This is a genomic window from Sulfobacillus sp. hq2 (assembly GCF_002903155.1).
In the GTDB taxonomy this organism is placed as follows: Bacteria; Bacillota; Sulfobacillia; order Sulfobacillales; family Sulfobacillaceae; genus Sulfobacillus; species Sulfobacillus thermotolerans.
Genome location: NZ_NWUL01000029.1, coordinates 16,534 through 34,432 on the forward strand (window position 1 = coordinate 16,534; position 17,899 = coordinate 34,432).

The 17,899-nt window shown below is 53.5% G+C and carries 16 protein-coding genes; 7 read left to right on the forward strand and 9 right to left on the reverse strand.

The features are described 5' to 3' along the window. Positions 1-149 precede the first annotated feature (149 nt). Positions 150-998, reverse strand: coding sequence for a hypothetical protein (locus CO251_RS05045; protein ID WP_103374719.1), 849 nt, complete (start codon positions 996-998; stop codon positions 150-152). 384 nt (positions 999-1,382) lie between these two features. Between CO251_RS05045 and CO251_RS05050 the strand changes: the two genes are divergently transcribed. The 3 genes from CO251_RS05050 (at position 1,383) to CO251_RS05060 (ending at position 5,311) form a co-directional block, all read left to right on the forward strand. After that, the gene (locus CO251_RS05050) at positions 1,383-2,561 is read left to right on the forward strand and encodes an MFS transporter (protein WP_103374720.1); all 1,179 of its coding nucleotides are present in this window, start codon (positions 1,383-1,385) and stop codon (positions 2,559-2,561) included. A gap of 112 nt (positions 2,562-2,673) precedes the next feature. Continuing rightward, positions 2,674-4,269 (forward strand): acyl-CoA synthetase, encoded by a 1,596-nt coding sequence (locus tag CO251_RS05055; RefSeq protein ID WP_103374721.1) that lies wholly within the window; start codon positions 2,674-2,676, stop codon positions 4,267-4,269. A gap of 52 nt (positions 4,270-4,321) precedes the next feature. Further along, entirely contained in the window at positions 4,322-5,311 is a 990-nt protein-coding gene (locus CO251_RS05060) for an oxidoreductase (protein ID WP_103374722.1), read from the forward strand. 55 nt (positions 5,312-5,366) lie between these two features. On the opposite strand, the gene CO251_RS05065 is transcribed toward CO251_RS05060, so the two are convergent. The 5 genes from CO251_RS05065 to CO251_RS05090 form a co-directional block, all read right to left on the reverse strand. Beyond that, on the reverse strand, positions 5,367-5,786 hold the full coding sequence (locus CO251_RS05065; protein WP_103374723.1) for a universal stress protein: 420 nt from the start codon (positions 5,784-5,786) through the stop codon (positions 5,367-5,369). 150 nt (positions 5,787-5,936) lie between these two features. Then, on the reverse strand, positions 5,937-6,671 hold the full coding sequence (locus CO251_RS05070) for an SDR family NAD(P)-dependent oxidoreductase (RefSeq protein WP_158246189.1): 735 nt from the start codon (positions 6,669-6,671) through the stop codon (positions 5,937-5,939). Between the two features lie 38 nt (positions 6,672-6,709). Further along, entirely contained in the window at positions 6,710-7,900 is a 1,191-nt protein-coding gene (pgk, locus tag CO251_RS05075; RefSeq protein WP_103374725.1) for a phosphoglycerate kinase, read from the reverse strand. Beyond that, positions 7,897-8,910, reverse strand: a complete 1,014-nt coding sequence (gene gap / locus CO251_RS05080; protein ID WP_103374726.1) for a type I glyceraldehyde-3-phosphate dehydrogenase — start codon at positions 8,908-8,910, stop codon at positions 7,897-7,899. Before gap ends, pgk begins: the two co-directional genes overlap by 4 nt. A gap of 214 nt (positions 8,911-9,124) precedes the next feature. Further along, a complete protein-coding gene (locus CO251_RS05090; protein WP_158246190.1) occupies positions 9,125-11,530 on the reverse strand; it encodes a glucan 1,4-alpha-glucosidase in 2,406 nt (801 codons plus the stop codon). A 498-nt stretch (positions 11,531-12,028) separates the two neighbouring features. On the opposite strand from CO251_RS05090, the gene CO251_RS05095 reads away from it, so the two are divergent. Beyond that, positions 12,029-12,580 carry a DUF1269 domain-containing protein gene (locus tag CO251_RS05095; RefSeq protein WP_242968327.1) on the forward strand — a complete coding sequence of 184 codons (552 nt, stop codon included), beginning with the start codon at positions 12,029-12,031 and terminating at the stop codon, positions 12,578-12,580. 52 nt (positions 12,581-12,632) lie between these two features. On the opposite strand, the gene CO251_RS05100 is transcribed toward CO251_RS05095, so the two are convergent. Next, entirely contained in the window at positions 12,633-13,358 is a 726-nt protein-coding gene (locus CO251_RS05100; protein ID WP_304465934.1) for a uracil-DNA glycosylase, read from the reverse strand. An 86-nt stretch (positions 13,359-13,444) separates the two neighbouring features. Here CO251_RS05100 and CO251_RS05105 point away from each other — a divergent pair, with 86 nt between their 5' ends. Both CO251_RS05105 and CO251_RS05110 read left to right on the forward strand, forming a co-directional pair. Beyond that, positions 13,445-14,209 (forward strand): TatD family hydrolase, encoded by a 765-nt coding sequence (locus CO251_RS05105; protein WP_158246191.1) that lies wholly within the window; start codon positions 13,445-13,447, stop codon positions 14,207-14,209. Between the two features lie 21 nt (positions 14,210-14,230). After that, positions 14,231-14,821, forward strand: coding sequence for a DNA-3-methyladenine glycosylase I (locus CO251_RS05110; RefSeq protein ID WP_103374730.1), 591 nt, complete (start codon positions 14,231-14,233; stop codon positions 14,819-14,821). Here CO251_RS05110 and CO251_RS05115 read toward each other — a convergent pair. Beyond that, entirely contained in the window at positions 14,811-16,256 is a 1,446-nt protein-coding gene (locus CO251_RS05115) for an NAD-dependent succinate-semialdehyde dehydrogenase (protein ID WP_103374731.1), read from the reverse strand. The two genes, CO251_RS05110 and CO251_RS05115, sit on opposite strands and share 11 nt — an antisense overlap. 143 nt (positions 16,257-16,399) lie before the next feature. Here CO251_RS05115 and CO251_RS18025 point away from each other — a divergent pair, with 143 nt between their 5' ends. Further along, positions 16,400-16,639, forward strand: a complete 240-nt coding sequence (locus CO251_RS18025) for a hypothetical protein (RefSeq protein ID WP_207654619.1) — start codon at positions 16,400-16,402, stop codon at positions 16,637-16,639. 631 nt (positions 16,640-17,270) lie between these two features. Here the strand turns inward: CO251_RS18025 and CO251_RS17355 are convergent. Beyond that, positions 17,271-17,429, reverse strand: a complete 159-nt coding sequence (locus tag CO251_RS17355; RefSeq protein ID WP_158246192.1) for a hypothetical protein — start codon at positions 17,427-17,429, stop codon at positions 17,271-17,273. Between the last annotated feature and the right edge of the window lie 470 nt (positions 17,430-17,899).

A 17,899-nucleotide genomic window follows, 5' to 3' on the forward strand; every position in this document is an offset into this window, starting at 1 on the left:
GAGTAGATAACACAAGATGGCACGTATGGATGACCAGCGCCCACTAATCCCTTGGCGCCATACAAACACAGGGATTAACAGCGGCCGGAGAAGTTACGCTGAAAGAATTTCCCCTAATCCAGGGGAGGCTAGACAATTATCTCGCGCCGTTAGAACAGTTGATTTATCATGTGCAGAATATCTCCAAGTGGTATGAACTCATAGGCCCAACTCGCACACGACAAGACCTTATTAGAATGGCTTGAATAATCGGGACCTGCCACGGCAATATACTGTCCATGAATGCGCGAGACAGTAACCCACGCCCAATTCTGAGCCCATGTTGGTGAGGGCGCTGCTGAATCCGTGGCTGTCATCCATATCGCGATATGCTTTGCACGAAGACGCGGTAACATGGTGAGATTCTCTTGGCTTGAGCTAGGATTGACGACGCGTCCTTGATCGATGACCCAATTTTCCGCCAGCCAACCATCGTTCCGGCGCAGTCCCGCGACCAAGGCCGTTTGGGGATTCCAGCTATTTAACAAGACCTTCAGATCTTGATCGTGAGCCAATCCGACGGCGGTTCGCAACCGCGATTGTGACACCCCATAGCTAGCACCCGCACAATCAAGCAGCACCCCCTGCACGCCCAATTTCTTCCACGCGCGAAGGTCTCGTCCAATCACCGTTAACGTGTGATCGGGTTGGTGGTCGGTTACGCCAATGTCTACGTATCCATAAAAAGTCGTGTGAGGCAATGCTTTAATGACGTGCGCGCAAGCGACCTTGTCGCCTGACGCGCTCCACTCATCGCCACCTCCTAAAACGATTATGCGGTAGCCAGAGACTTTCCTAATCCATTGGTCTTCGTGAGAACGGGTTTGCGGAATCCACCCATAATAAATGAGAAAAGGCGTCACAGCAGGATGCGCTAAGAGCCGTATCCCCGAAATCGCCAAACTTGTGAGAAGAAGCCCCGTTATCCATGTTTGCCAACGTTTCCGACTTGTTACCACTCAAACCGCTCCTTGAATTGATGAAGCGACTGTACAGTCTGTGCTTTACGGTGAAAACGCCAAAGATGACTGGCGGGTGATCATGACCCCATTACGAATGCCCAAATGGCTCACGGCTTGAGGTCCCTTGCTCCAACTCAAGACTACACCATTACCGCGCATCGGGACTAATTTTTAATATCTTAAATACTGGTTCAGTAACGTTTCTGTTTTTTGTAATGGTTCATCAATAAGGACAGAAGCCATGGGACTTCGCGTGGCTGAAGGATGCCTCCCGGGGACAATGGCCGTGTTCCATGCGGATCATCGCCCCTGATTCCCTCTGGCATCTTCCGATTAGGTATGGGATGATGGAGTTGGTTGTTGCATACAGAGGAGGCCCGCGTGAAACCGGTTACACGTTTGTTTCTCATTGCCACGGGCTGGACCTTGGCATCTTATATGGCGTCCAATTTTGTAGGTGCTTGGTTTTGGGACATCGGCACAGGGCTGCGGGCGATCATTCTCTTTTACGCGCTGTTATTTGCGGTCATGATTGTCGCGTTTGCGGGCGCCACACGCATTTCACACCGTGTTAGTGCCCGCCGACTGATGACCTGGGGCATTTGGCTCAACGTCTTATACCTTGCACTGCTTTTGGTATTAAAAACTCACGCCCGAACCTATTACATCCCTCTAGCCTTGCTCGAAGGATTATCCGCTAGTTTCTACTGGCTAGCCCTTTTTGTTTTGGCGGCCTCATGGGTTCCCTCTGAGCAGTCGCGTTGGTATAATGCCTGGACCGGGACGCTTGAAGCGATTCTAGGTCTCGTGGTTCCTCCACTAAGTGGGTGGATTATTGCTAGTGTGCCAGGTATAACGGGATATCGAATCGTCTTTGCGATGGCGCTTTTGAGCCTGATGGGCGCTCTTATTCTCATTATAGGAAGTAGCCCCTCGACAAGCGCGCACCTTGCTTCCGGCAACCATCCTCCGCTTCCGAAGATTCCCTATTGGCAACGTCTATTATGGAGTTTTGGCGCTTTGGGCTTACGCGATGGACTCTATTTCTTTCTGCCGAACCTCGTTTTATACATCCTAACCCGCAGTACTCTCTGGCTCGGGCTTTTTATTGCCGGTCAGTCCGTATTAGAAGGAGGTGTGTTTTGGGCACTAGCTCGGTGGCCCCAAAGCCGTTCGTGGAGCCTCCCCCTTGCTACAGCCCTCTCAGCCCTTGTTTTGTTCATCGTGCAACACCCCTTATCAGGTACCTCCGTATTCGTGTTGGGCATGGTTATAGGACTCTCCTACCCGCCTTATAAAGTCGCCTTGGAAGCCAGTGCGCTGACAATGATAAATGAGTATAGCCGCGACGAAGGAGAACGAATTCAACTCACAGGTATAAAGGAAGTGTGGATTAATGTCGGACGATTTATCGCTTTATTGCTAGTATTGGCCGTACTATGGATCTGGCCCCTTGATCCATTACAAGATATCCGTTGGGTCTTTGGCATTTGGATTATCTGGCCCATTATGATTTGGCGGCTTTACCCCAATAAACAGCTACTGCGTGTCAAGTTTTAAGTGGTGTCCGACGCCTCCGTTCTCCATTGTATTATCCGATGACGCCAGCATATTTTGTATACTAAAAAGAGGACGAAGCGCCAGAATAGTTGGAGTCAGGAGGACCACACCCATGCCTACCCTCTATTGGGATGCCTATACCCATTTTCAATGGGACATTCCCCAACAATTCAACATAGCGGCGGCCTGTTTGAATCATCCCCCAAATCAAGAGGCGCTTATCCCCTATGGCACGGCTCCCATTACCTTTGGGATGTTAAACGACAAGTCCGCACGTTTAGCCAATGGACTCCGTGCCCTGGGTATCACCCGCGGCGACCGCGTGGCGGTATTGCTCAGCCAGAGCGTAGAACTCGCGGTATCGCACCTCGCGATCTACCGCATGGGGGCGGTTGCCGTTCCTCTCTTCTCTTTATTTGGCCCAGACGCCCTGACATATCGTTTAAACGATTCTGCGGCCAAGGTCATTATTACCGACCCCAGTCATCAAGAGATGGTCGCCGACATTGCACCCGCTCTGCCATCTCTTGTCCAAGAACACATTGTCGTTACCGGTGAGGCCGTGCTCCCAGGACTCGCCGGCTATGAAAACCTCTTACAGGGTTCTCATCCTACGCATGAATACGTCGTAACACAGAGCAACGACCCCGCGGTCATTATTTATACCTCCGGCACGACGGGAGCACCCAAAGGGGCGCTACATGCTCACCGCGTGCTCCTAGGACACTTGCCTGGCGTAAGCTTGTCGCATAATCTCATGCCGCAGCCGCACGACCGCATCTGGACTCCTGCCGACTGGGCCTGGATTGGGGGTCTATTTGACGTCCTCTTTCCTGCCTTATATTGGGGCGTGCCCGTCGTGGCCCACCGCATGGAGAAGTTCGACCCCGAAGAAGCCTTTCACCTTCTGGACACTGCATCCATCCGGAATACATTCTTACCCCCAACCGCACTAAAAATGATGCGGCAAGTCAAAAATCCCCAAGATCGCTTCGCCCTTCATCTCCGCAGTGTGGCGAGCGGAGGCGAGCCGCTGGGGCAAGAAATGATTCAGTGGGGCCGATCGGTGTTGGGTTTGACTATTAATGAGTTTTATGGGCAAACCGAATGTAATATGGTGTTGTCGAATTGCGATGCCTTAGAGGCCACCGCCGAGGGAGCTGCAGGGCTGCCTGTGTTTGGCCATACCGTCGCCATTGTTAACGAGGCCGGAGTGCCTTTGGCAAACGGGCAGACTGGCACCATCGCCGTCAAAAGCCCTGACCCTGTAATGTTTTTGGAATACTGGAACAACCCTGCGGCCACCGCGGCCAAAATGCAAAAGGATTGGCTGATGACGGGCGACCTGGGCTACCAGGATGATGCCGGGTACATCCACTTCGTGGCGCGCGCCGATGATCTGATTTCGTCCGGTGGTTACCGCATCGGGCCAGGAGAAATCGAAGAATGTCTTCTTCAGCATCCTAGCGTGCTGATGGCCGCCGTCGTTGGCAAGGACGATGCGTTACGAGGCCAAATTGTCACGGCTTTTGTGGTTCTTAAGAACCCCAACGACGCCTCCGCGGCGCTGAAAGACACTTTGCAGCAATGGGTCAAAACCCGCTTGGCCTATCATGAATATCCGCGGGAAATTACCTTTGTAGACACGTTGCCCCTCACAGCGTCTGGAAAGGTCCGGCGTAACGTGTTGCGTCAGCAATTTAAGTAACGTGTCGTGACCCTTGACCACGACCCATTCTATTTAGAAAAGAGGCCTGCCCATGAGTGAAGGATTTCGCGCATTAATGGTCAGTAAAGAACCAGAGTTTCGCGCCGAGATGCACGACATGACCTTAAACGATTTGCCTGCTGGGGATGTAACCATTCGCGTGCATTATTCCTCCATAAATTTTAAGGATGGTCTGGCATTGATCCCCCACGGCAAAGTCATTTTTCGCTACCCCATGGTTCCCGGTGTAGACCTTGCGGGTGTGGTTCGGCACTCCAGCGACAAGAGATTCCATGAAGGCGACCAAGTCCTGGTCACCAGCTACGGATTAGGTGTCCAACACTTTGGCGGTTTTAGCGAATACGCGCGAGTCCCGGCTGATTGGGTCATTCCCAAACCCCCAGGGCTCAGCTTACGCGAAGCCATGATTATTGGAACAGCTGGACTCACCGCCGGTATTTCGATCACGCAACTAGAACGCAATGGGCTTCGACCCGATCAAGGCCCTGTCTTGGTAACGGGCGCTAGCGGCGGTGTCGGCAGCTTTGCGGTCGATATCTTAGCGCGCCTAGGCTATCACGTCGTTGCCAGCACGGGTAAAGCCTCAGCGCATGCCTATTTGCAACGCTTAGGCGCCGATGTGATTCTCTCCCGAGAGGATGTCAGCATAGCCTCGCCCAAAGCGCTCGAGGCTGAACGCTGGGCCGGTGCTGTAGACCCGGTCGGGGGTGAGACGCTAGCCTACGTGCTTAAGACCACCCAATACGGCGGGTCCGTTGCCGTGTGTGGCCTAACGGGCGGCAGTACCTTGAGTACGACAGTATTCCCTTTCATCTTGCGTGGGGTCAACCTTCTGGGTATTGACTCGGTGTCCTATCCATATCTTGCGCGGCGGCATTTATGGGAACGGCTGGGCTCTGATTTAAAACCACGTCATCTTGAAGACATTCTGGCTGAAGAAATCTCCTTAGAGGAGATTCCGGCGGTTGGCGAAAAAATTTTACGCGGAGAGGTATTAGGCCGGGTCATTGTCCGCGTTTAACGCGAGGTACAGTGGCGTGGCGCTTACGTGCCGCGCCACGCCGGTGCCTAGGGTATTAACGCACGACTAACACGGGATAGGTGGTGTGATCCAGCAAATGGCGACTCGCGCTGCCTAACACAAACCGGTCCCATGCCGTATATCCGTGACTGCCAATTACAATTAAATCGGCATGAATCTTTTCCGCGATTTTATTGATCTGGGCCGATGGCTGGCCTTCGGCCACCATAAATTCGATGTCAGGCGTCCTTTCAAACAAACTGAAGACCTGCTGTTCGACAAAACTCTGAGCGTTTAAGGCATCAGTCGCGTCTTCTGGCACTAATGTTTCAGGCGGATAGATAAGCTGGTCTTGAACGTATAAGGCAACCACCTTCGCCTGCGGAAATCCCTCTTTCAACTGCTTGACCATCGCTCCCGCTTTCTGTGCACTCTCTGATCCATCCGTGGCCCACAAAATCGTTTTTATTGCCATATGACACAGCTCCTTTCAAAGGCATTATGGCGGAACTCCTCTTTCCATCCTAACTGTATCAAAGTCTGCCGTTCTGGCTAATGGACAAATGGTCCATCCATGGAACGCAAGAGACCATAATTCGCTCCTGCCATTTGGCGCGACAGGCCTTTAATCCATGACCATACCACCCGTGACATTGATGGCTTGGCCCGTCATATACCCAGCCGCAGGCGAAGCGAGAAACGCGACCACTTCTGCGACGTCATCAGGTGTGCCCAGCCGTTTCAATGCCGATCGTTCCTTCCAATCCTTGCGTGCGCTGAGCTGCACCATATTACGGTGGCCCACATCGGTAAACAAGATGCCAGGACACACGCTATTGACGCGAATGTGATAAACACCCAGTTCCAATGCCAACACCTTCGTCAAATGAATCACGGCCGCTTTAGCCGCTCCATAAGCGGATTGACCGGGTATGGCCATTTTTCCCGACATAGATGCAATATTCACAATCGTTCCTTGCTCCCGCGCTATCATGTCTCGCGCGACGCGTTGAGTGACCGTAAAAAGCCCTTTCACGTTGACGTCAAACATCCTCTGCCATTCATCGTCGGTCATTTGCATAAATTCGGCAACATGTAAAGCCCCGACATTGTTGACCAAGACATCGATCGGTCCCATCGTCTCCGTAATGTGTTGAATCGCCACCTCCACAGCGAGGCGATCGCGCACATCACAAGGCAGATATTGTCCTTGGTGCCCCTCCAGCATTTGCTGCGTCTCGTCATCCGGGGTTGGCGCAATGTCGAGCACAGCCACGTGGTCTCCTTGCAAACTAAATTTTGTCACCAGGGCTTGGCCCAACCCCCGATTTCCTCCGGTAATCACGACAATGCGAGCCATCTTCACATCTCCTGTCGGATTATGTTTTGGTGTAGACATTACGCATAAAGGACGCGCAAACCCGGCAATTCTTCACCTTCCACCCACTGCAGCAATGCCCCACCTCCCGTGGATATATGGGTCATGCGTGAAGACACTCCTGCCTTTGCAATGGCCGCAACGGTATCGCCTCCCCCCACAACCACCGCACAACGCATATCCGCTACTTTGTTCGCCACCATCAGCGTCCCATAGGCAAACGCATCGTATTCAAAAACTCCCATCGGCCCATTCCAAAGAACCGTGCGCGATGCTTCAATGGCCTCTGCCATTCGCTGAACCGTCATGGGGCCGATATCGACAATGTGCTCATCGTCATGAACATCGTCCAACGCACACAAACGGCTCGGAACATTGGGGCCAATAGCCGGAGCCACCATCACGTCTTCAGGCAGAATTACGGGCACATGCCGCGCTTGGGCCTTGGATAAAATGTCCAGCGCCTGAGTTTCCAAGCCTTGACCGTACAAGGAACGTCCGATGGGGTAGCCTTTCGCTGCTAAAAAGGTGGTGGCCATAGCGCCCCCTAGAACCAGTCCGTCCAACTTATCTACGAGTCGCAAAAGCATGGCTAGTTTGTCCGGCACTTTCGCACCGCCGACAATGGCCCAATATGGCCTGGCAGGACGGCCCAGGATATGCTCAAGTGTCATCACCTCTGTTTCCATCAGATGTCCTGCATAAGCGGGGAGATACTGAGGAATTCCGACAATAGACGCATCACTGCGGTGGGCGGTGGAAAACGCATCATCAACATAGGCATCGCCCAACGCCGCCAACGCTTTCGCAAATTCCGGATCATTTGCTTGTTCTCGGGGATCAAAACGCAAATTCTGCAGAATCAACATCTCCCCCGGTTTCAGGGCGTTGACGGCCTCAGTGGTTTCATCGGACACAATGCTATCAATAAAGCGCACGGGGTAATCTAAAAGTGATTGCACATAACGCACGACCGGGGCCAAACTTTGGGTCTCATCCCAGCCATGGGGTCGACCTTTATGACTCATCACCACGACACGCGCACCCGCGCGCAATAACTGATTGAGTGTCGGCAAGACCGCTTGGATACGTGTTTCATCCCCCACATACCCGGTTTGTGGATCGATTGGCACATTAAAATCAACGCGCACCAAAATTCTCTTGTTATAGACCGAATCCATATCTTTCATCCGCCGTAACGTCAATGTCATTGCCATCCATCCCTTTCTGCAACCATCACTGTCAAATCGACCAAGCGCTGCGCATACGCCCACTCATTGTCATACCATGCCATCGTTTTGACCAAATGTTCACCGACGACGAGGGTTTGCGTCCCATCGACAATAGCCGAATGAGGATTGCCCTTGAAATCCATGGACACCAGCGGAAGCTCGCTATATTGCATAATGCCTTTAAGCAGTCCCGACGACGCCAGGCGAAAGGCTTCATTCACCGAAGACACAGAAGCGGGATATCGCGTATGAATCGTCAAATCCACGACCGAGACGGCGGAAATGGGGACGCGCATGGCCACACCATTCAGACGCCCCTTTAACCTCGGTAAGATGCTATCGAATGACTGAGCCGCACCTGTACCGGCAGGAATAATGTTCTGGGCTGCGGCCCGAGCCAAACGCCAATCTGGATAAGGCGAATCCATTAATTTTTGATCATTCGTGTAGGCATGAATCGTTGTCATGAGGCCTGTTTCCAGCCCGAACGTTTCATCCAGCACCTTGGCTACTGGTGCCGCACAATTTGTCGTGCACGAGGACATGGACAGTACCTGATGCTTCCATGGTCGATACTCTTCTTCATTGACACCCAAGACGACCGTCAGATCTTCATGCACGGCGGGTGCCGTAATGATCACTTTTTGAGCTCCTGCCCGCTCAATATGAGCCCGGGCCAAATCCCCATCGGTATAGCGCCCGCTGGCCTCAATCACGATGTCGACTCCTAACGGTCCCCATGGAATGGCCCCAGCATTGTGTTCGGAGAAAACGTGGACGTCATGACCATCTACGCGGAGAGATCGGCCCGCAGCCACGACATCCGCGTGAAATCGCCCATAGTTGGAATCGTAGGTCAATAAGTGCGCCAGCGTCGCCGCATCAGTTTGATCATTGATGGCCACAATATCAAACAGGCGTTGCTGATGAGCCAAGCGAAAAAATTGGCGACCAATACTTCCAAATCCATTAATACCGACTTTAACCATGACTATTCGCCTCGCTTTACCTGCTGAGTCACAGCGTGTCTTTGTCTCTTGCCATGTCCGCCCTTCTGCATTTCCAGTATGAGGGCAGCCAACGGACAGTACATACGCCCATATGGCCCTGATTTCTCCCCCCAATGGACAACAACGATGAGCCGTGGAGCCCATCGTTGTTGTCCATTGCGTGCGTCTATCTCGTCTCTAGCTTCAGCATGGGTTATTGACATCCTGACCGTGCAGGGGCGACACCCTCACTCCGCTCCATTCGGTAATTCATCCCTTCCCAGCGTTGTTCCGTAGACCAGTAAAAAGTGAATTCCACCGCCGTAAGGCCATGCAAGGCAATGTCGTGATAATACATACCAACATGGGCATCGTGCAGCTCCGCGTTTAAAACATGGGCCCACTCGTCTGTGGTATAGACGAGCACCCCAGGTCGTGGTACGGCAATACGTAAAAGCTGATCCCCCGCATGCCAGTGTAGGCGTTTATGATTGAATTGCCAAAACAGCATGCCCGAATGGCGAGCGTCATGCGGACGTTGAATATAGCGGGTATGCACTAACTCAGGCAGTTCAAAGACATGCCCATCCATGGCCGAGCGGACGAGTTTGATATATTCGGCATGGGCCCAGACCAGCGGCATCGCCGAACCCGAGGGCCGTCCCAAAAAAAGTTCTCGCTCAGGAATGTCCGCGCTATCCCACACCTGTTCCGGCAAAAGGCCCCCGATACTGGCCGACCCTTCCATGGCTGCCAAGTAAGGCTCGGGAGACTGTCCCAGCGCTATGGCGTAATGCCCTCGCTCCCCAGCTAATAAAGGCCACAGCCGTCCGCGTCCATGCCCTTGAAAAGGTGAGCCGTCTTCTTGTTCTCCATAGCCGTCATGATTATAACGATGCCAAAGCGGACCATATGGCAACTCTTGCTTTAAAATCGCATCATACGCAGCAACAGATTGTGTGATGTGGGGATCATCGGCGGCTTTCAATCCATAACGGACTAATTCGAGAAAACCGCCATCAATCACCGCCTCTTCTGGGTAAAGATTAGGGGCTCCGGGCGGCATATTTTTAATGGGCACAAAACCATGGTCGATGCGCCCATCAGGACTTCGAGGCGCTTGCGTATGAATGCGGATGTAGTGACAGGGAAAGCGGGGATCCACTTGTCCATGTTCCGTGAAAGTCCACTTGTCAATGCGTCCTTGCCAATAATCCGCCAGCATTTCGCAATAAGCCGCGACATCATTGTCACCGCGACGCCGCGCAAGTTCGGCGCCGACGATCAACGCGCTTATCGTAATGGCTAAGGTCGAGGGAGAATATCCGCTATCTTCTTCCCAACGATCTTGCTCTGTCACGGGCCCTGTTTGGCAGATATAGGCCAAAGCGCGACGAACCATCGGATAAAGGTCCTCGCCGGTACGCATGGCATCCATTTGTTCCAAACGATAGGCCAGCAAAATGGGAAAGGCCGTTTCATCCAACTGCGACCCTTTCCAATAGGGCTGACCATCCAACCAAAAATTTTGCGGCCAAGATCCATTGGCTTGTTGTGTGGCCATTAAGAAAAAGAGCGATTGCCGCGCCGACGTGATATCACCCAATGCTAAGAACGCTTGCGCGGCTTCGACCATATCACGGGGCCATACCAAATGGTAGCCCCCCATATTGCCATCGCCTGCCGCGTTACCCCATGGAATAGATAAGGAGGCAATAATCCCGCCCGGAAACAACTTCCCGTGATGGGTTTTCAGAACAAAGGCTGAGACGCGTTGCAAGTGCGCGTGCGGATGGTCATGCGGCACCAAGCCCGGCAGACTATCCATATAAGCCGACCATCCGGCAATATAATCTTGTTCGATATGATAATAATTGTGGAGCAAGGCGAGTTCCGCCGTAAACTGCGCCTCTTCACGAGTTCCCCCAAAGGCTACGGCCAATGTTTGTTCATCCGATGTCAAGTCGAGCTCTGCGGTCAGGGCGACATTACCGTCTAGCGCCTCCGTATATTCAATGAGTTCACGCGTACCATGCAGTTGGGTCCATCCATCTGAGTAGCCCACAAACCCCACGCTACGGCGCACAAAGGGCACCGTACTACCAATGCACAGCGCTGCATCTCCACGCCAAGCCATAACCGCCTGCCTACCTCGCAAGTCGATTAGCGCGGCGTTATTGTGGCCACCTTGATTTTTAATGTGAGGTGCCAGGAGAAAAAAGACCCGGTAATCGCTCCGTGCCCCTTGCAGTACTTCAAAACGGACGTGCGTGAGCAACGCATCCCCTTCCGGCCAGGTCACAATGCGTTTCGTGATCCGAAACCGTCCTTGCGGGTCCGTATTGATCAGCTTATACGCCGGAGCATCGGGATGAATGTACTGCACCTCATGAATTAAGTCTCGTTTTTCTTCCCAAAACTGTCCGTCGCGCGACACAATTAACAATTGCGCATCCCGGGTATTGGCCACATCCATCCGGGGGAAATAGATTTCATTCAAAATCCCATGCGATAGCGTAAACCAAACACGCGACGTATCTGCCATCGCCGTACCGACCCCGTGCTTGGCGCTACTAGTCCATGTCGCGTCTAATCCGGGATGGCCTGGTGCTGCTGACATAAAAACCCCTCCCTTATCGGGCGATCTCCTCATCTCACGCACAAAGGTTCTCTTCCCGTGCGTGTTCTTCGCTCTTCATCATCTCACAAAAGGCTCGGGGTGAGGCCGTTTAATCCAAAAACGCTTCAGCCCAAGACAGGTTCAATGCCTACCGCGGTGCTATGCTCGTTGTACCGTTTAGCCAGGCGTGGGACATCACGCACGGTGGCTCATAGAAAGAGGACCATCATCCAGTCGCCCCCACGCCCCATGGCTATTGCCCGCGCCGTGAGGGGAACAGGGGCCTTCCTCGTGAGATCACATTGGTTAAGCCACACCATCTTGTTCAGACGACAATCCATGATATAAAGACAAAAAAGGATTGCAACCATCTAAGAGCCTGCAGGCAAAGAGTGTGCCATGATATAGTGGTAGGGGTAGACGTAGCTCTACATGGTATGAGCCCCCACGACATCGCCCATACTGGATCCGAGGCACACCGACAAGGAGGATGATTCCATGGCAGACGATGATGTAAAAGACATGGGTGGGTCCGCCGCAATAGCGATTTACGACACCCACGAGTTAGCCGATAACGCGGTCAAAGAACTGCAAAAGGCTGGCTTTGACATGAAGAAGCTGTCTATTATTGGTAAGGGCTACCATTCTGAAGAACATCCCATCGGCTATTACACCACAGAAAAAAAGATGAAGGTCTGGGGAGGAATCGGCGCCACATGGGGCGCTATCTGGGGAGGCTTCTGGGGACTGCTCTTTGGCGCAGGATTCTTTTTAGTCCCCGGCGTCGGACCGATTTTAGCTGCCGGCCCCTTAGTGGCAGTCTTAGTCGGCGCTTTGGAAGGCGGCGTCGTGGTTGGAGGGCTGAGTGCCTTGGGGGCCGCCTTAGTCAATATCGGGGTGCCCAAACATAGCGTCATTCGTTATGAAGAAGCGATTAAAGCGGACAAATATGTCCTTATTGTCCACGGTTCACCCGAAGATGTGCAGCGGGCCAAAGCCCTTATTGATCAGGCCAAAGCCACAGAAAGCACCATCTACTCAGCCAGTTAAAACGCTCTATGGGCCGCCATAAGGCCAGCCCCTCACGTAAACGGGCTGGCCTTTAAGGCGATTCAAGAATTGCCCTGGCGCTTTGAAAGATGTCATTAAACATCGTGACCGTCAATTTTCCCGTTTGGGTATTTTGCCGACTGGGGTGATAGGAGGCAATCAGGGTAAGGCTATGACTTGGTAGCTCGAGATCAAACTGTGCCCCATGCTTGAAGATTAAGGAACGCTGGTCGGATCCGCTAATTTTTAAATAATGCCGGACCGCTTGAAACGCCACCCGCCCCAGTGCCACAATCACCCGAGGGGCCAAAATTCTGAGCTCAGCTTCCAGATAGGGGCGGCAGGCTTGCACTTCTTCGGCCGTCGGTTTGTTTTGCGGCGGCGCACACCGGACCGCGGCTGTCACATAGGCGTTACGCAGCGCGAGTCCATCGTTTGATGCGACGCTATGGGGCTGATTAGCAAATCCATTCACATAAAGCGCATGGACGAGCCAATCGGCGGACGAATCCCCTGTAAACATCCTTCCCGTGCGATTGCCCCCATGAGCGGCGGGCGCAAGCCCTACTATCACTAATTGAGCATGCGCGTCGCCAAAGCCCGAAAGCGGTTTTCCCCAATACGTCTCCTGCGCAAAACGGCGCACTTTCTCCTCTGCCACGCGTTCGCGCCATGCCACCAACCGTGGACAACGCCCACATGACACAATATCCTCTGATAAGCGTTCCAATGCATGCATAAGACTCGAAGCTCCTTCAATGTCATCGGTCACTGGCACCCAGGCCCTCACCTCGCCTTGGATCTAAGGCCATTGCCTGCTATCATCATAGCATGGATGAACGGCGCTTAAGGCAGACCCCACCGTTGTGGGACACCCACGTGCATCTCGACCAATTGCCCCACCCGCGGTCTGCTGTCCAGCGGGCCATAGACGCTGGGGTGACCACGTGGGTCTTAGTGGCGACCTCGCCCTATAGTTACAAGGCGCAGTCTCGCCTGTTAAAAACAGGTGCATTCTCAGGAATCCAGCATATCCGCGCGATCGGGCTTCATCCGGAAGTCGACCACGCAGCTGATGCGCTTCACAGCGTATGGTCCATTATCCACAACGAACCCATCGCGGCCATCGGAGAAATCGGTTTGCCGGTCTATCGCCAGCTGTCTCGCGCTGCATTCAATCGCAACTGGGAGTGGCTCCATATTCAACTCAGCTGGGCTGAACAAAGACAACTCCCGGTGATTATTCATGCCGTCCATCAATCGTGTGAGCCCATGCTGCGCATTTTGGAAGACTTTCCGCACATTCCGCGCGTCGTCTTCCACTGGTTGAAGGCCCCTCTTGATTTAGTGCAAGAAATGATCGCACGCCACTACTTTGTAGGCATCACCCCCGATGTCATCTGGCGTGAGCGGGATCAGAACCTCTTGTCTTTGTGGCCCCCACACCAAATTTTGCTGGAAACCGATGCCCCGTGGCCCCATCGTCAAGATCGCCAAGACGGTGAACCCGCAGAAATCCGGGCCTTGACAGATTTTCTTGACACATGGTCGCCGCAACCGAGCAGTTGGCGAAAAATTGCCATTCATAATGCGCTCGCCTTCTTTGTTCCCTCGGACTCACGAATATGACATGGAAAAGGAGACCTTCACGTGGCTGGCTGTGGATGGGAAGGAACAGATCCGTTATATCGGCAATACCACGACACCGAATGGGGTGTCCCCGTATTAGACGACACGCGCCTGTTTGAATTTATCGTATTGGAAAGCGCCCAAGCAGGGCTTAGTTGGCTCACCATCTTGCGTAAACGCAGCGGCTATCGCCAAGCGTTTGATTATTTCGATCCCAAAGTGGTGGCCACATGGAGCGCTCAAGATATTGTAAAACGTGTCGCTAACCCAGCCATTATTCGCAATCAGGCCAAAATTACAGCCGCCGTGACCAATGCGCAGGCGTTTTTGCGCATTCAGCAGGAATGGGGCAGCTTTGCGCGCTACCTCTGGCATTTTGCGGGAAACCGACCCGAGATCCATCACTACACAACCCGGTCAGAAGTACCTAGCACCTCTTCGTTGTCGAATCGCCTTGCCGGGGACCTCAAACAGCGAGGCTTTCGCTTTTTCGGCCCCACGATTTGTTATGCCTTTTGCCAAGCTACTGGTGTGGTCATGGACCACCTGGTGACCTGTGACCGATATTCCGCCTTGAGTACCCCACCACCACGACTCTTTTTTAGCAATTAATGCCGCCCAACGACACATATTTGATGTCCAAGTATTCGTCTATCCCATAATGGCTGCCTTCTCGGCCTAAGCCCGACTCTTTCATACCGCCAAAGGGCGCTTGGGCCGTCGACGGCAAACCATCGTTAGCACCCAATATCCCATATTCAAGATGTTCGGCTAAACGCATGACGCGCCCAACATCCCGTGTAAAATAATATGCGGCCAGTCCCGCACGCGTATTATTCGCACGTGCAATGACTTCATCCTCGGTATCAAACGCCAAGATCGCCGCAACAGGCCCAAAGGTTTCTTCCTGGGCAATAAGCATCGAGTCCGTAACGCCTGCTAACACCGTCGGTGGATAAAAATAGCCAGGGCCTTGTGGGCGCGTACCCCCTAACAGCAGTCGCGCTCCCTGTTTTTGGGCATCAGCCACATGCCGTTCAACCTTCGCCACCGCTCGCCCGTCAATCAGCGGGCCCACTGTCACATCATTTTGCAACCCGTCGCCCATCCGCATCGTAGCTAAAGCATCCGTCAATTTACGGCTAAAGGCCTCAAGCACCGGACGTTGGACATACATTCGATTCGCAGCCACGCAACTTTCGCCAACACTCCGCATTTTGGCAATGACGGCATTTTCTACTGCCGCGTCAAGATCGGCATCAGCAAACACAATGAACGGCGCTTGCCCACCTAGTTCCAACGAGACCCGCTTCATGGTCTCAGCGGCTTGCACCATCAACCGCTTGCCGACCGCAGTCGACCCAGTGAACGAAATTTTTCGCACCGAAAACTCATCCATGGCCACTTGCACCAACGGTCCGGGTTGCGTTCCGGTGAGTACCGACAACACCCCTAGTGGCAAGCCCGCGTCTTCTAAAATCTTCGCAATAGCGAAAGCGGATAATGGTGTTAGTTCCGAGGGTTTGACAATCACGGGACACCCGGCGGCTAAAGCGGGCCCTACTTTGCGAGTAATCATCGCCGCAGGAAAATTCCACGGAGTAATCGCCAAAGACAAACCAACCGGTCGTTTAATGACAAGAATTCGTTTATTTGCGGAATTGGCGGGAATTATTTCCCCATACACACGTTTTGCCTCTTCCGCAAACCATTCGAAGAACGAAGCGGCATAAGCGATCTCGCCGCGCGATTCACTCAGCGGCTTCCCTTCCTCTTCGGTCATGAGCCGCGCTAAGTCTTCCAATTGCGCCCGCATAGATTGCGCAGCTCGCAACAAGATTTGCGCCCTCTCAGCGGCCGGTGCATCCGCCCAAGAAGCTTGAACCGCTAGGGCCGCATCAATGGCCCGGCGCATATCCTGGGGCCCAGCATCCGGGACGCGGGCGATGACTTGCTCAGTCGCAGGATTGACGACATCAAAATACGTTCCCGCGGCCGCTTCGGTCCATTCGCCCCCGATATACAAGCGAGCTTTATCAATTTCCATCGTTTATTCTCCTTCTCCTTGAGAGTTGGCATATCCTCTCAACCTCACTCATCCAAATTTTATCACGCCACCGTATCCCGCGGTTTATCAATATGGATAAGGCCTGATTTTCATTACCCGAGTGGTCTCCTGGCCGATCAGTGGTGGACGCGGCGGCGTATCGCGTCGGTGCCGCCCTCACCGATGCCCGGTCGGGCCTTACGCCTGACTACTCCCGCAGCGGAGATGTGCGCGAGACCGTCATCCTGGCGCCTGCGGACGCCATCGGCAGGCCTTGTGAACGGCGATCGATGCAGCCGAGTAGAAGAACTGGCTCTCCCGCACATTTGCTGATCATGAGGAATCGGTTTATGGTCGAAGAAGAGGACATGCGTCCAACGTAAGCGTCAACGGGGTGGGCGTCGTGGGACCATCCCATGGCATCGCACCCCGTATTCCCCAGTTCACGGGGGGGACGCGATGCGGGAGTGAGGTTGCCGATCGCAGTCTTTATCCTGGCATGCCGCCAGTCGCTCCGGACATCTCTGCCTAGCGACGCGCTCTCAAAGAACTGATGCATGTGAATCGGTTCGTGTTCGTCAACCGTCTCTCTCTTAGCCTAGGGACTCATCTTGGCTTAATGGCTTCGCCGCAAACCTCGTTTCCTGTAGACTACGTCACCGTGCGTATGTCCCGCTCGCCACCGCCACTTCGGCTCACTCGCCCGCGTCGTCGGACGAGGGCCGGTTCCAGCGCGTTCGCGCTGGTCCTAGGGTTCGACCGGATCGGCTTTGTAGGCCGCGACCCAGGCATACAAGGTTTTGCTGGGAATGCCCAAGCCCACGGGCGGCGGATGAACTCGACGAAGTCATGCAAGCGGCGGAGGCCAAGCAAACCGTCGATACAGGAAAAGAGAATGAGTACCCTGCGGCCAATCCAATGGGGTAAGCAGCGTTCGGCTCTTTTGGTGTCAAACACTGATCAACTGCTCGGACACTTGGGCATATCAGACCACGTTCTCGATATTTAACCCTCTCACTTAATGCCGCGTAAGAATCGTTCGATAGCATTCTTGGGAGGACGAGCGCGCTGAGCGTTGACCGCCGTCCGTTGTTGTTGCAGTTTAAGTAAAGTGCGGGAATCCCATAACTCAAATCCATTGTCTCGCGCCAACGAAATGGCCGCTGGTGTCATGCCCCACCCACCAGCAGGAGAATAAGCAACGGCTCACTACCGGCTGAACTCTTTCGTGAATACCGTCGATAGAAGCGATAAGACCGATGACGTGGCATGAGGGCCCCCCTTTCTTGATTATTGGATTATTTTGAGTGCCCGGGGGTTTTAGGTCATTTAAATGGTCACTCATAATCCTACCTCCTGTGCTATGATGACGCGTTCGGAGACGCCCACTTGCGCTGCCGAGGAGCGAGTCCTGACTGTAAATCGTGCGTACCCGCCTAACGCTTTACCGCCCGTAATGCCCCTTCAGTTTCTCGCTGACGGCCGCCGCAGCGTCTGGCCCATACGCCTGTCGGTACTCATTCATCAGCATGCTCAGCACATGTTTTCCAGCAGGAACTCTTGATTGTGCTTGCCTTTCGATTCTACGGTAAACCGGACGAAGTCCGTTTCTAAGTTCACGTTGGCCAAGATACATCCCTCCT

Excerpts from the sequence above, each read along its gene's own strand:
- CO251_RS05065 (WP_103374723.1), bottom strand. The coding sequence starts at position 5,786 with ATGGCAATAAAAACGATTTTGTGGGCCACGGATGGATCAGAGAGTGCA.
- CO251_RS05070 (WP_158246189.1), bottom strand. The coding sequence starts at position 6,671 with ATGGCTCGCATTGTCGTGATTACCGGAGGAAATCGGGGGTTGGGCCAA.
- CO251_RS17355 (WP_158246192.1), bottom strand. The coding sequence starts at position 17,429 with ATGACACCAGCGGCCATTTCGTTGGCGCGAGACAATGGATTTGAGTTA.
- CO251_RS05115 (WP_103374731.1), bottom strand. The coding sequence starts at position 16,256 with ATGGAAATTGATAAAGCTCGCTTGTATATCGGGGGCGAATGGACCGAA.
- CO251_RS05095 (WP_242968327.1), top strand. The coding sequence starts at position 12,029 with ATGGCAGACGATGATGTAAAAGACATGGGTGGGTCCGCCGCAATAGCG.
- CO251_RS05055 (WP_103374721.1), top strand. The coding sequence starts at position 2,674 with ATGCCTACCCTCTATTGGGATGCCTATACCCATTTTCAATGGGACATT.
- CO251_RS05060 (WP_103374722.1), top strand. The coding sequence starts at position 4,322 with ATGAGTGAAGGATTTCGCGCATTAATGGTCAGTAAAGAACCAGAGTTT.
- CO251_RS05090 (WP_158246190.1), bottom strand. The coding sequence starts at position 11,530 with ATGTCAGCAGCACCAGGCCATCCCGGATTAGACGCGACATGGACTAGT.
- pgk (WP_103374725.1), bottom strand. The coding sequence starts at position 7,900 with ATGACATTGACGTTACGGCGGATGAAAGATATGGATTCGGTCTATAAC.
- gap (WP_103374726.1), bottom strand. The coding sequence starts at position 8,910 with ATGGTTAAAGTCGGTATTAATGGATTTGGAAGTATTGGTCGCCAATTT.